Source organism: Halegenticoccus tardaugens (genome assembly GCF_004116405.1).
Classification (GTDB): domain Archaea; phylum Halobacteriota; class Halobacteria; order Halobacteriales; family Haloferacaceae; genus Halegenticoccus; species Halegenticoccus tardaugens.
This window is the reverse complement of record NZ_SDIC01000003.1, coordinates 552,006-565,309: the sequence shown is the minus strand read 5'-3', so window position 1 is coordinate 565,309 and position 13,304 is coordinate 552,006. Positions and strand designations below refer to the sequence as shown.

Here is a 13,304-nt window from a genome sequence, read left to right as displayed (position 1 = left end):
GCGAACCGGTACCGCGTCAACCGGTAGCTAACACGCAGCGGAACCACAGATACAAATGCGCTAACAGAATAGCGCCGGCCGTATGGCGACATTATCGTTCGAACCGCTGACATACGACGACATCCCCGAATACGAGCGTCCGACGCTGCGACAGGCGCTCGTCCCGGTCGTGGGGATGCTGGCGTTTCTGAGCGTCGGGGCCATCGGGCTGGGCCTCGACGCCCAGATGCCGCTCCTGTGGGGGGTCGTCTTCACGGGGCTCGTCGGCCGGTACTGGATCGGCATCTCGTGGCGGCGGATGTACGAAGGTATCGTCGACGGGTTGCGGATGGGCATGCAGGCGATCCTCATCATCTTCGTCATCTACGTGCTCATCGCGGTGTGGACGGCCGCCGGGACGATCCCGGCGCTCGTCTACTACGGACTCGATCTGCTCACCCCGGCGGTGTTTCTCCCGGTGACGGCGCTGCTCGCGACGGGCGTCGCCTTCGCGGTCGGATCGTCGTGGACGACGGCGGGGACCCTCGGCGTCGCGTTCATCGGCATCGGCGCGGGTCTCGGCGTCCCGGAGCCGATGACGGCCGGCGCGGTGCTGACGGGCGCGTACACGGGCGACAAGATCTCGCCGCTCTCCGATACGACGAACCTCGCCGCGGCGGTGACGAACACCGACCTGCTCACGCACATCCGGACGATGCGCGTCGGGACCGGCATCGCGCTCGGGCTGTCGCTCGTCGGGTACGCGGTCCTCGGGCTGACCGCCACGGGGTCAATCCCGGCGGGACGCGTCGCGGAGATCCAGACGGCGATCACCGGGGCGTACTCGATCCACCCGGTCGTGTTCCTCCCCCTGCTCGTGACGTTCGGGCTGGCGCTCCGGGGCTACCCCGCGCTCCCGTCCCTGACCGTCGGCGTGTTCGCCGGCGTCGCGACGCAGGTGTTCGCACAGAACAGCGTCGTCGGTCCCTTCGTCGACGGCGTCGCGGCCGCCCTCGGAGCGGTCGCGGCCGCGCCCCTCTCGCCGGCGGCGTACGGAGACGCCGTCGCGGCGGTCGGCTCCGGGCTCGCGCCCTTTACGGAGTCGTTCGTCACCGCGTGGGACGTCGCCCAGAACGGCGCGGCCCCCGAGACGGGGGTCGCGATCGTGAACGACCTGCTCGCGACCGAGGGGCTGATCGGGGCGGCGTGGACCATCACCATCGTCGTCGCCGCGCTCGCGCTCGGCGGGATGCTCGAACGGACGGGCGTCCTCGCGGTCCTCGCACACCGCCTCAGCAAGTCCATCTCGAGCGTGAGCGGGCTGACGGCCGGCACGGCCGCGTCCGCGTTCGGGATGAACGTCCTCGCGGCCGAACAGTACATGAGCATCGTCGTCCCCGGGATGAGCCTCCGGGGGCTGTACGACGACTTCGACCTCGAGAGCCGCAACCTCTCGCGGGCGGTCGAGGCCGCCGGGACGACGACCAGCGCGCTCGTGCCGTGGAACGCCGGCGGCGTGTACATGGCCGGGGTCCTCGGCGTGCCGACGCTGGAGTACGCGCCGTACTACTTCCTCGGAATCCTCTCGCCGCTGATCCTGGTCGCGATGGGCGCGACCGGGTGGCGGATCACGAAGAAGAGCGAGGAGACGCAGGCGGGCATCGCGGGCGCGGTCAAGTCGCTCGGCGACGACTGAACGGCTGACGTCCGGTCGACCACTGATCGACGGACGACCGCTCAGCCGTCCGCCCCGTCTTCCCTCGCGTCGGGTTCGTCTTTTCCCCCACCCCGGTCGGTGAGCCGGCGCACCCGGACCAGCGTGATCCGGTTGCCGTCGACCGCGTCGACGCGCAGGGAGACGTCAGTGAGGGCGACTTCGTCGCCGACGTCGCCGAGGCGACCCAGCTCCGCGTTGATCAGTCCGGCGACCGTCTCGAAATCGGGGGCGATCGGGAGGTCGACGTCGAGCGCGTCGTTCACCTCGCCGACCGTCACTTCGCCCTTCACGAGCAGCCCGTCGGCCGTGGGTCGGATGAACCGCTCCTCGCCGACTTCGAAGATCTCGCCGACGATCTCCTCTAAGATGTCCTCGACGGTGATGATCCCCTCCACCTCGCCGAACTCGTCGTGGACGACGACCATCGGGACGCGTCGCTCCTGCATCTCCGCCAGCAGGCCGTCGATCTCCCGGCCGTCCGGAACGCCGATCGTCGGCAGGAGGACGTCGCGCAGCGACAGCTCCTCGCGGACGGCGCGCTCGACGTCGCGGACGTCGGCGATGCCGACGACGCGGTCGATCGTCCCCTCGTACACCGGGAGGCGGGTGAGTCGGTTCGACGAACAGACGTCGAGCACCTCGTCGAGCGGCGCCTCCGCGTCGACGCCGATCACGTCGACGCGGGGGACCATCACCTCGCGCGCCCGGGTGCTGCTGAGGTCGAAGACGCCCCGAACCATCTCGTGTTCGGTCTCCTCGATCGCCCCGACGCGCTCGCCCGTCCGCAACAGCGCCTCGATCTCCTCCCGCGTGACGTACGGGCGTTCGATGTCCCGGCCGCCCCCCGTGAGGCGGTTGATGGCGCGGGTGACGGCGTCGAAGAACACCACGAGGGGATACAGCGCCGTCTGAACGAATGCCAACGGCCGGGCGACCCGGAGCGAGAGCGACTCGGCGTGGGCGACCCCGTAGGACTTCGGCGTGATCTCGCCGAACACGAGGATCAAAAAGCTCATCGCGACCGTGGCGACCGAGACCGCGACGCCGGCGCCCAGCAGGTCGACGAGCGCGGCGGTGGCGATGCTCGCGATCGCGATGTTGACGATGTTGTTGCCGACGAGGATGGTGACGAGCAGCCGGTGGGGGTCCTCGCGGAGCCGCCGGAGCGCGTCCGTCCGGGCGTCGCGGCGCTGAAAGAGCGTGTCCAGGCGGTGTCGTTCGAGCGAGAAGAGCGCGATCTCGGAGGAGGAGAAGAACGCGCTGAACGCCAGGAGAACGACGACCGCCGCGACCGCGCCGAGGAGCGTCGCGTCCATCGCTTGGATCTGCATGCGGACACTCGGACACCCACCGTATTGTTCCTGTCCACTCGCCGACCCGGATCCGCGGCGTGCGGCCGCGATTCGGCCGGCTTATCCCGCCGGACCGACTATCGCGCCCATGGATCTTTCGACGAGCGGGCGGTTTCGCGTGCTCGGACGGCCGCGCGAGCCGACCGAGCTCCTGCTCATCGACGCGGAGGAGTGCGATCCGGTCTACGTCGGGGGCGAGGGCTACGACGGGGCGCTCGCGGAGACCGTCGCGGAACTCGAAGCCGGGTACCTCGTCGACGCGGCGCTCGCGTGGGACGACGGCACGCCGCGGTTCGAGTCGGTGGACGTCCTGCGGCGGACGAAAATCGAGTTCGTCGACGGCGTCACGGGGATGTTCGAGGCCGCGCGGGAGACGTGGGCGGCCGCCGACGCCGCGGGCGAGGCGATGAACTCCCGGGTGACGCGGAACACCGACGGCGACCCCAACGGCGTGCTGTACGTCTTCGCGGAGCAGTCCGGCGCGCGCGACGTGTTCGCGGAGTTCGAAAGCGGGCTGCTCCCGCTGGAACCGCTCATCGCGCGGGCGAACGAGGGTCTCGACGACGACGGCGACCGCGCGGTGTTCGTGATGCGGCCGACCGACGAGCCGTTCGTGGCGGTGTACATCGCGTTCGACGGGGACGGGTTGCTGGCGCGGACGGTGCGGGAGACGTACGGGGTGTAGCGTAGGCGGTTGGGCGCGACGCGGTCGAGGCGGTCGCTCGTCGACGCGGTGGTCGATCAAAAAATGGGATCGCACCGATTGGGTGCTCTATGCGTCCTCGGTCAACTCGAACGTGCCGAGGGTTCCGCTCGCGTCGCCGTCGTCGTAGACGATTCGGATTTCCTCACCCTCAGCACCGCTGGTAAGAGTCACCGTGAACGAATCACCAGTCTGAATGGTCGTGTCACTCGGGAGATCACCATCGGCTTCGCCAGCGATTCTGAGATCTCCGATATCTATGTCTCCACCCCCTTCGTGCGTGACAGTCAGGTCACTTCCATCTTGCTCGAAGCTCAACGACACCTGCGGCGTCTGATTCCCGACGCTGTCGCCGAGGCCGAGCACGAACGTTCCGATGACGGCCGCGAGGATCACGGTGATCGCGACCATGAGGATGACCCCGATGACGGGACTCACCGCTCTCTCTTCCGCGAGTAGCTTTCTCAGTTGCATTGTTTCCCTCCCACGCCGTCACCGACGGAGCGAAGCCGAGATACCTCCCATGGCACTCGTCCGGGGGCGGTCGACTCGACCGCGATCCCGACGCCCTGCCGTGGTCGACGTGTTCACGGCATCCGACGGGTCCATTACGTAAAAAATTGTCGGGTAATCAATGAAGTCTTTGGTGATTATATTACTCCCGTTGAATCCAGACGTTTCTACGGAGTAATACCGATACACCTCCCGAATTTACCGCGATATCGATCGTCGAGCTACCGTGTCAGAAAGCGCGATTGATGACCGAATTATCTACTTTCGGATTCGAACTAACACGCGCCGGACGGGGAGTCGGGCGCGCGGTCGATTTCGACCGTCGCGACGACGTACGAGCCGCGGTCACCCTCCCAGACGACGCGGTACTCCCGTCCGGCCTCGCAGATCGGATTCAGCGCGCCGTCGCTGCCCACGCCGTCGACGTGGGCCCGATCTCCCGCGCCGGCCTCCGGACCACCGAGGTAGATGTCGGCCCACGCGATCCGGTTCCCGTCGTCGTCGACGACGAACAGCCGCTCGCCGTCCCCGACGTCGCCCGCCTCGTGCGTGAGGAGGACGTACGGCCGATCGTCGTCGTTCCCCTCGCCGCTCGGGACGTACGCCGCGTCGAAGCGTATCTGCGGTTGCGGGTCGCCGACGGTCGACCCGAACCCGGTCGTTATCGCGGCGAGGACCGCCGCCAAGGCGATCACGACGGCGAGCAGGAGGACGCCGCCGACGACGGGCGAGACGGCACGGGAAGAGGAGGGGAATGACATGGCGGGACGGGGGGTGCTATCCGGAACGGGTCGCGGGAGCGGTATAAACGATTCGAATAGATCGAATATCGTACCTATCGAGATAATATTATTTTCGTCGAATTCGAAGACCGGCCGATCGGCGGTCGGGGGAAGAACAGCGAGAGCGTCCGAAAAGAGCGTATTCGAGCGTTTCGGGGGATCGGAGGCGGTTCGCTCCCACGATAAAAGTTTACAACGACGATGACCGTACCCACTCTATGAATTGGGCTTCGCGTGAGGGTAACTGACATGACCGGACGCGGAAGCCGGAGGCGATTCCTTCGGTTGGGCGCGACGGCCGTCGTCGGGACCGCGGTCGCGGGGACCGCCGGAACGGTCCTCCGATCGCAGGCGCGGGAGGTCGAGCGGTGGGACCCGGCGACCACGCGGATCCGCGGGGCGAATTACATCCCGGCGCAGGCGTACAACGTCTTCCAGATGTGGACCGACTACGCGCCGGACGTCGTCGAGCGGGACATCGGCTACGCGCGGGACCTGCGGCTGAACGCCCTCCGCGTGTTCTTGAGCTTCGAGCGGTGGCGCGAAGCCCCCGACGCGCACGAGCAGTGGTTCGAACACCTGGTCGAGTCCGCCGTCGAGGAGGACCTTCGCATCCTCCCGGTCCTGTTCGACACCGTCGGCATGGCACCGACCGAAAAGCGACTCTACGACCGAGACCCGCTCACGGCGACCGGGGTTCACTCGCCCCGCGGCACGATCGTCTCCAATCCGAACCGCTGGGGCGCGCCGCGGTCGTTCGTGAAGTGGTTCATGGAGCGCTACCGGGACGATCCCCGCCTGCTCGCCATCGACGTCGCGAACGAACCGGGCGTCCAGCGCGATCCCGTCGATCGGCTCCGGTTCGCCCGCGAGATGTTCAAAACCGCGGCCGAAGAGCGCGGCGAGACGCCGCTGACCGTCGGCAACGTCTATCTAAAGAACAGCCGATTCTTCACCGACCTCGGCGTGGATGTCTTCCAGTTCCACAACAACTTCCCGTCGTCGACGGGCGCGATCCAGCAGGCGCTGCAGGGAGGCGTCGAGATGAAGCGGGCGCTCGAAAAACCCGTCTGGATAAGCGAGTGGCAGCGCCTCCGACCGGGCGGAAGCGGGTGGAACGCCGAACTCGCCGAGGACGAGTGGCAGCCGGCGTACCGCTCCCTGGCCTCGACCGTTCGATCTGGCGGGCTGAACGGCGATTTCTTCTGGTCGCTGATGCTGAAGCCCGCCTACCTCCGACCGCAGCGCATGCGGGGGACGCTCACCGGCGTCTTCCACGAGGACGGCGCGGTCTGGAGCCTCGACGACGCGCGGGCGATCGCCGGCGGCGACTTCGAAGCCGAGGAACGACAGGAGTGGCCGGAGTGGGCGGAGCCCGTCTACACCGAGTACGTGCTCGGCGATCCCGACGACGACGAGGTCGGCGTCGGGTCGGGCGCGTCGAGCGAGGAGGAAGAGGAGACGGAAGAAAAAGAGGGGGCGTCGAACCGGATCACCGCGCCCAGATCGCGCCTGGGATTCTGAGCGCGGGTTCGATCCTCGATCCGGCCCCTCGGATCGAGCTTACTCGACCCCGTCTTCCGTCGGTTCGGCGGCGATGGCCGTGCTCGAACCGCCGACCGCGCTCTGGCGCAGGTCGGCTTCGATCTCTTCGAGGGAACGACCTTTCGTCTCCGGGACGAGAAAGTACGTGAAGACGAGCGCGGCGACGCTCAACGCGGCGTACAGCCAGAACGTTCCGTGCTCCCCGATCGCGCCCACGAGCTGCAGGAACGTCTGCGCCACGAGGAGGTTCGCGACCCAGTTGACGACCGTGACGACGCCCATCGCCGATCCGCGGACCTTGAGCGGATAGATCTCGGAGATGAGCAGCCAGAACACGGGTCCGAGACCGATGGCGAAGAACGCGACGTACAGCATCAAGCTTCCGAGCGCCGCCCAGCCGACGACGCCGGAAAGTCCGGGGAGGAAGAACGCAGCGCCGAGGCCGACGAGCGTGAGGATCATCCCGCCGAGACCGACGAGCAGCAGCGGGCGGCGACCGACGCGATCCATGAGGAGCACCGCGACGACCGTCATGACCACGTTGACGACGCCGACGCCGACCGTCGCGAGAATCGACGCCGAGTTGCCGAAGCCGGTCGACTCGAAGATCGTCGGCGCGTAGTAGATCACGGTGTTGATGCCGGTGACCTGCTGGAAGGCGGCGAGACCGATGCCGACGATGAGCGCGGGGCGGACCCACGGTTCGATCAGTTCGGACAGCCCCTCGGCTTCGATCTCCTTCGTCTCCTTGATCTCGCGGAGTTCCGCCCGGATCCGCGATTCGGACCGAGTCCGAGAGAGGACCTCCTTCGCGTCCGCCTCGCGACCCTTGTCGATGAGCCACCGCGGGCTCTCGGGCATGAAGAGCATGCCGACGAGGAGGACGAGCGCGGGCAGCATGCCGGCGCCGAGCATCCAGCGCCACTGGCCCGTGTCGGCGAAGGCGTAGTTCACGAAGTACGAGGCGAGGATGCCCGTGGTGACGGCGAGTTGGTTGAGCGAGACGAGCGATCCGCGGATCTTCGGCGGCGAGATCTCCGAGATGTACAGCGGTCCGACGATCGACGCGAAGCCGATGGCGATCCCGTCGAGAATCCGGCCGGCGATCAGGATCTCGAGGGTCGGCGCGACCGCCATCGTGAGCGAGCCGAGAAAGAAGACGAGCGCGCCGACGAGGATGAGGCGGCGGCGACCCCACCGGTCCGCGAGGTTACCGCCCACGGCCGCGCCGAAGGCGGCACCCACCAGCGCGCCGCTCACGACCAGGCCCTCTATCATCGCGCTGCTCGTGGAGATCCACAGGAGCGAGGACATGTCGAACGCGTCCTGGATGTAGAGGAACGCCCCGGAGATGACGCCGGTGTCGAACCCGAAGAGTAGCCCGTTCAACGCGGCGAGGGCGGCGGTGACGTAGACGAACCGATTGCCGCCGTCGCCGGTGTCTGCGTTTCGTGTGTGCTCCGTACTCATAGGAACTATGGTATCCGATCGTGAGTGAAGATTAACAAAGATTCTGGTACGTTGTATACGGTTTAAAATTTGGATTGTAGAATGTTAGATATTCTGGTTGATATGGATCGTCGCTCGGACAGTAGTACAGCGTTCGACCACCGACACGGCGTCGACGACGCGGGATTCGACGCGGCGCGGACGTCACGACGGAACGATCACCCGGGCGAGGCCGATCGCGGCGAGACAGAGAGAGAGGTTCGCGGCCGCGTTCGAGGCGGCCCGCGCTCTGTGGCCGTCCTCCCACAGTTGCACCGTCTCGAACGAGAACGTGGAGTACGTCGTGAACGAGCCGCACGCGCCGGTGCCCGCGAAGAGCGCGAGATCCGACTCGAACCCGCCGAACGCGACGAGTCCGAGCGCGAAGCTCCCGACGGCGTTTACGGCGAGCGTCGCGGTCGGAAATCGGTCCGAGTCGACGGCGCGATACACGGCGTGGCGGAGGAGCGCGCCGAGCGCGCCGCCGGTCCCGACGAGGTGGGCGGGGTCCATCACGACCCCCCTAGCCGGCGGACCAGCGAACGGCCGGCGCACACGGCCGCGAAGCCGAGCAGGTAACTCGCCGCGACGTAGCCGACGGCGTACTCGGGGACAGTGAACGTCTGAAGCGCGAACGTGCTGTAGGTCGTAAACGACGAGAGAAAGCCCGTTCCGAACACCGTGCTCGTTTGCACCGAGAGCACGCCGAGGTGGATCGCCTCGTAGAGCAACACGGCGAGGGCGAAGCTTCCGAGCACGTTCACGACGAGCGTCGCGGCGAACGACGACGGCGCGGCCTGTTCCGCGGCGTACCGCAGGTTCGAACCCGCGAACCCGCCGACGGCGATCAAGAGCGCGGTTTCGATCCTGACGAGCGGGTGCGTCCCTGACATGGCTGTGGCGAAAAGGAGTCATGGGCCGTTGCGGCGGTTGGGTCGGGCGGACTCCATCGCCCGCGATACTCGCCGGTGGCCGGCGGCGACGGATAACGATTGCGGTATCTCGACCGCGATCGGCGAGGATCACGGCGACGCGGGCGAGAGCGACGACGTGAGCGAGAGCGGCCGCTGGAAGGATCGAGACGCGCCGAAGAGGGTGTGTCAAAGTGCGGGACGAGCCCGGTCGAAACCGAGTTCGTTCCATTCGAGGGTACGGGCTCGGCGCACATAAATATCCGTCAGACGGGCGTCGTGCGCGCCCTCCGGCGCGTTCGCGGTCACGCGCGTCGACGGTCGCCTCCGACGCGTCGGAGCACCCGCAACGTGTCCCGCTCGCCCCGCTCGGATTCGATTTCGGTGAATCCGACCTCGGCGAAGACGCGCTTCCAGTTTCGGTAGTAGAGGGGAAAGTCGTACTCGACGTCGTTCACCGCCGGTTCGGTCTGCACAGCGCGTTCGTCACCGCCTTCGTTTTCGACCGTAATGAGGAGGTCGTCCACGATCCGAGACAGCTCCTCGAAAACCCGTTCGTCGTCGGGGTGGAGGTGCTGGAGCGTCTCCACCGAGAATATCGCGTCGAAGCGCCCGTCGTCGAAGGAGGCGACGACGTTCTCGATGGCGTCGGCGTGGAACGTTCCGCGGGCGGCGAGGTCGGGGTAGACGTCCTCCATCACCTCGAACGCGTCCTCGTTGATGTCGACGCCGTTCAGGTTCTCGAAGCCGTGCTCGTGGAGGTGCGAGAGGTGGCGACCGGAACCGCAGCCGAGTTCCAGGATCGCCGCGTCGGCTCCGACGTACCGTTCGAGAAGACCGCGAATCGACTCGCTCGTCTCGTTCGGACCGTAGTAGGCGTAGTACGCCGGCGAAAACTCTCCGGACCGTTCCGTCCACTGTCGGCGGACGTCGTCAGGATCCACGGGTATCAACCCAGCGGGGCGACGCGTAAAGCCTCATCGAACTCCCGGTGCCCGGAGTGATCGTCGAACGCACGGACCCGACGGAAATCTGGACGATCGGGGACCGCGACGTGTTTCAGCGGGCTACGAGAAGTACGTTGAAATGTTTCCTTTAGTAAAATTTATTGAATTCCAACTTTATTTCCGAGTATGGAAGCACCCGACTCCCCGACGGCCGACGGCATCGGCGAGAGAGACGACGCGACGCGGCGCGATTTCCTCCGCATCTCGGCCGGGATCGGGGGCGCGGTCGCGACCGCGGCGCTCGCCTCGCGGGAGACGCTCGCGCGGGAGGAAAGCGGGGAGCGACTCACCGACCTGTACGAGTTCATCTACCGGCACACCCCCGGCGATCGGACGATTCCGACGCTCCTGCGCGTCGAGGACGAGTCGGCGTTCGACGCGCTCTCTGACGTTTCGGGGACGGTCCGGACGACGACCGACCCCCGGCCGGCCGCCTTCGCGGAGCTCCTCCCCGAGGAGTTCGAGGAGCTCTACGAGAACGCCCCTGAGCTGACGGCGTTTCGCTACTCGCCGGGGTCGAACCCGTTCTGGCTGCTCGGCGACTACGACGACGGCGTGTTCCTTCCGACGACCGAGAGCGTCGATTACATCGACTACGAGGAACTCCTCGCCGGCATGGGGCATCTCGCGGAGGAGAACGGCGACGAGCTTCGGTTCTACTCCGTGGGAGAGAGTCCGGGGTGGTACAACGTCTACGAGGACCGCAGCGACCCCAAACCGATCTACGTCGCCGAACTGACGAACGACGTCGGCGACGAGACCGCCTTCGCCGAGAAGGAGAAAGTGCTGTTCTCGCTGTCGATTCACGGCGACGAGCGCTCCGGCGTCGAGACCGGCGCGCGCGTCATCGAGCGAACGCTCGCCGGCGATCGACCCGAGCTGGCGAGCCGACTCGACGACGTCGCGCTCCTCTTTTTGTTTCCCAACCCGGACGGCTGGGTGGCGAAGTCGCCCGAGTACTACAGCGGGAGCGAGGCGACCGACGAGGACCTGGTTCGAATCGACGCCCACCGGCGGCCGACCGCGAACGAGTACGACATGAACCGCCAGTGGCCGACCGTCGGCTACATCGACCCCATGCACAACCCCGCCGAGCCCGACGGGGCGAACCTCGCGGACGACGACCCCGGCGTCGACGACGACGTCCCGACGGAGCCGCGCGACTACGCGGAGCGCGTCCCCGGCGCGCTGGCGATCGTCGAGCACCTCCGGGGGTACGAGAACCTCGCCTACGGCTCGGACCTCCACGGCATGTTCGGCTCCGAGGAGCACATCCTGGGGCTCATCATGAACACGGAGTACACCTACGGTGAGCTCCACGACCTCTACGAGCTGAACCGCCGGCTCGACGGCACCCTCGAAGCGCGCACCGGCCCGCTTCTGGAGGACCTTCCGAACCGGGAGTCCTACGACGATCTCCGGGACCTCTACTCGCCGCTTCCGACCGAGCCGTTCAGCTACGGGACCGTCTTCGACACCATCGACTACACGACGACGGGGACGTTCGCGAGTTGGTTCGCCACGCCGGAGGAGTTGGGCGGCCTCGACCTCGTCGCGATCTCCCCGGAGATGGCGCTGGACAACCGCGCCGGCGACACGCAGGAGTTCTTCCCCGCGAACGTCGAACTCCACGTCGAGGGCTACGAGACCTTCGTCGAGACGTTCACGGAGCAGGCCGCGACGACCGTCTCCGCGACCGTCGACCCGCGCGGGCGGTCCACCGCCTACGTCGTCTCCGACGCCGTCGCCCGGTCGTCGTCCGACCTCCCCTTCGCCGGAGCGGCCGCTGTCGCGAGCGACGACGGCTCCGCGAAGGGCGCCGCCTTCGACCGCTCCGACGAACGCGTCAGCACCGGGGGCGGCGGACGGGCGGCGGCCGAGGCGAGCGTCCCGGAGGACGCCCACAGCCTCCACGTCGGCGTCGAACTGGAGTCGCCGCTCCGGGCGGGAACGGTCACGCTCCGCGACGGCGACGGGACCGCGGTCAGGCAAACCGAGATCGAGGGGCACCGACACCGAACCGTCGAGTGGGCGGTGCCGAGCGTCGACGCCGGCGACTGGACCGTCGAGGTCGAAAGCGACGGCGACGACGAGGTCGAGGCCGTCGTCAGAACGGGGACGCTCAGGCTCGACGGGGCGGACGCGAGCGCGAGCACGGCGGCCGAGGCCGTCGACGCGCCGAACCCCGAGACGGTGCTCGGGTACCGACAGCGCGAGTACGACGTCACGCCGTTCGAGTTCTTCGAGCGCTACCGCGACGCCCTCCCGGAGGGGGAACGGGACCGCCTGCGGGCCGTCTCGGTGACGGACGTCGCAGAGGGCGCGCTCGCCGACGGCGACGACGACACCGTCGTCGTCATCCACGACGACGGGTTCGACGACGCGGCGTACGTCGACGCGCTCGACGCGTTCGTCGACGGCGGCGGAACGCTCGTGGTGACCGACAGCGGCGTGGCCGGACTGGGCGCGATGAGCGCCGCCGGCACCGGCGACCTCGACGCCGACGACGTCGAGCGGGTCGAGACCTACGTCGCCTACCTCGGCGAGAAGCGCGACGACCACCCCCTGTTGAGCGACGTCCGGTCGATCCAGCGCGAACTGTGGAAGGCGACGCCGATGGGGTACATCCCCGGCGAGACGCCGATGCACACGGTCGGGACCGACGCGTTCGAGGCCGCCGGCGGATCCATCGCCGCGACGACCGAGGGGGGCGTCACCCTCGGATCGCTCGGCGGGGAGGGGGAGGGGACCGTCCACGTCGTCGGAAGCCTCCTGCCGCCGGCGAACCAGTCGAACCTCCATCCGTTCGGCGTCCACGACTACGCGGTGTCGTTCCTCGGGCAGACGGTGCTCACGAACGCGCTCGGCTACCTGCAGGAGCGGTACGTCGACGGCGAGCTCGTTCGGACGTTCGGCCCCGAGGACTCCGACGACGGCGAGGCTCCGGTGCCGGAACCCGAGTTGACCGTCGCCTTCGACTGCGAGGCGGGGACGGTGACGCTGGAGAACGTGGCGGCCGCCGACGCGTCGGAGGTGACCGCGACGTACCGCATCGGCCGAGCGGGACGGGCGGAGCGGGAGGCGTCGATCGCCGATCCGACTGCGACCGGACGGCAGCGCGACGGCTTCGTCGCCTACGAGTACGATCCGGACGAGGACGTCGGGACGATGTCGGCGCGGCCGCCGGTCGCGCGGCCGTCGCGCGTCGAGGCGGTGGTGGACCGGGAGTCCGTCGTCCGCGAGAGCGACTGCGGAGCCGAGTGAGACCGCCGGACGTCGTCCGCGGCCTCGAAGACGAGTTCGCGCG

General features: G+C 67.8%; 11 protein-coding genes and 1 riboswitch. Of the genes, 4 read left to right on the top strand and 7 right to left on the bottom strand.

All coding sequences use genetic code 11. The features are described from left to right. Window positions 1–82 precede the first annotated feature (82 nt). Entirely contained in the window at window positions 83–1,675 is a 1,593-nt protein-coding gene (locus C3L37_RS10560; RefSeq protein WP_129114560.1) for a Na+/H+ antiporter NhaC family protein, read from the top strand. Window positions 1,676–1,716: 41 nt separating this feature from the next. Here the strand turns inward: C3L37_RS10560 and C3L37_RS10555 are convergent, their stop codons facing one another. Further along, a complete protein-coding gene (locus tag C3L37_RS10555) occupies window positions 1,717–3,027 on the bottom strand; it encodes a hemolysin family protein (RefSeq protein WP_129114559.1) in 1,311 nt (436 codons plus the stop codon). 109 nt (window positions 3,028–3,136) lie between these two features. On the opposite strand from C3L37_RS10555, the gene C3L37_RS10550 reads away from it, so the two are divergent. Then, a complete protein-coding gene (locus tag C3L37_RS10550) occupies window positions 3,137–3,733 on the top strand; it encodes a DUF6663 family protein (protein WP_129114558.1) in 597 nt (198 codons plus the stop codon). Window positions 3,734–3,820: 87 nt separating this feature from the next. Here C3L37_RS10550 and C3L37_RS10545 read toward each other — a convergent pair whose 3' ends face one another. Next, window positions 3,821–4,225, bottom strand: coding sequence for a type IV pilin (locus tag C3L37_RS10545; RefSeq protein ID WP_129114557.1), 405 nt, complete (start codon window positions 4,223–4,225; stop codon window positions 3,821–3,823). 314 nt (window positions 4,226–4,539) lie between these two features. Next, entirely contained in the window at window positions 4,540–5,025 is a 486-nt protein-coding gene (locus tag C3L37_RS10540) for a type IV pilin (RefSeq protein ID WP_129114556.1), read from the bottom strand. 270 nt (window positions 5,026–5,295) lie between these two features. Here C3L37_RS10540 and C3L37_RS10535 point away from each other — a divergent pair, with 270 nt between their 5' ends. Continuing rightward, the gene (locus tag C3L37_RS10535; RefSeq protein WP_129114555.1) at window positions 5,296–6,570 is read left to right on the top strand and encodes a glycoside hydrolase; all 1,275 of its coding nucleotides are present in this window, start codon (window positions 5,296–5,298) and stop codon (window positions 6,568–6,570) included. A gap of 39 nt (window positions 6,571–6,609) precedes the next feature. Here the strand turns inward: C3L37_RS10535 and C3L37_RS10530 are convergent, their stop codons facing one another. The 4 genes from C3L37_RS10530 to C3L37_RS10515 all read right to left on the bottom strand — a co-directional run bounded on the left by C3L37_RS10530 (window position 6,610) and on the right by C3L37_RS10515 (window position 9,934). Further along, window positions 6,610–8,061, bottom strand: coding sequence for a sugar porter family MFS transporter (locus tag C3L37_RS10530; RefSeq protein WP_129114554.1), 1,452 nt, complete (start codon window positions 8,059–8,061; stop codon window positions 6,610–6,612). 183 nt (window positions 8,062–8,244) lie between these two features. Further along, window positions 8,245–8,592 (bottom strand): fluoride efflux transporter CrcB, encoded by a 348-nt coding sequence (gene crcB / locus C3L37_RS10525; protein WP_129114553.1) that lies wholly within the window; start codon window positions 8,590–8,592, stop codon window positions 8,245–8,247. Further along, on the bottom strand, window positions 8,592–8,972 hold the full coding sequence (locus C3L37_RS10520; protein ID WP_129114552.1) for a fluoride efflux transporter FluC: 381 nt from the start codon (window positions 8,970–8,972) through the stop codon (window positions 8,592–8,594). The genes crcB and C3L37_RS10520 overlap by 1 nt, the downstream gene beginning before the upstream one ends. Window positions 8,973–8,977: 5 nt before the next feature. Beyond that, window positions 8,978–9,042: riboswitch (Fluoride riboswitch) on the bottom strand. A 253-nt stretch (window positions 9,043–9,295) separates the two neighbouring features. After that, entirely contained in the window at window positions 9,296–9,934 is a 639-nt protein-coding gene (locus tag C3L37_RS10515; RefSeq protein WP_129114551.1) for a class I SAM-dependent methyltransferase, read from the bottom strand. Window positions 9,935–10,123: 189 nt separating this feature from the next. On the opposite strand from C3L37_RS10515, the gene C3L37_RS10510 reads away from it, so the two are divergent. Continuing rightward, window positions 10,124–13,261, top strand: a complete 3,138-nt coding sequence (locus C3L37_RS10510) for a M14 family metallopeptidase (protein ID WP_129114550.1) — start codon at window positions 10,124–10,126, stop codon at window positions 13,259–13,261. The last annotated feature ends 43 nt before the right edge of the window (window positions 13,262–13,304 follow it).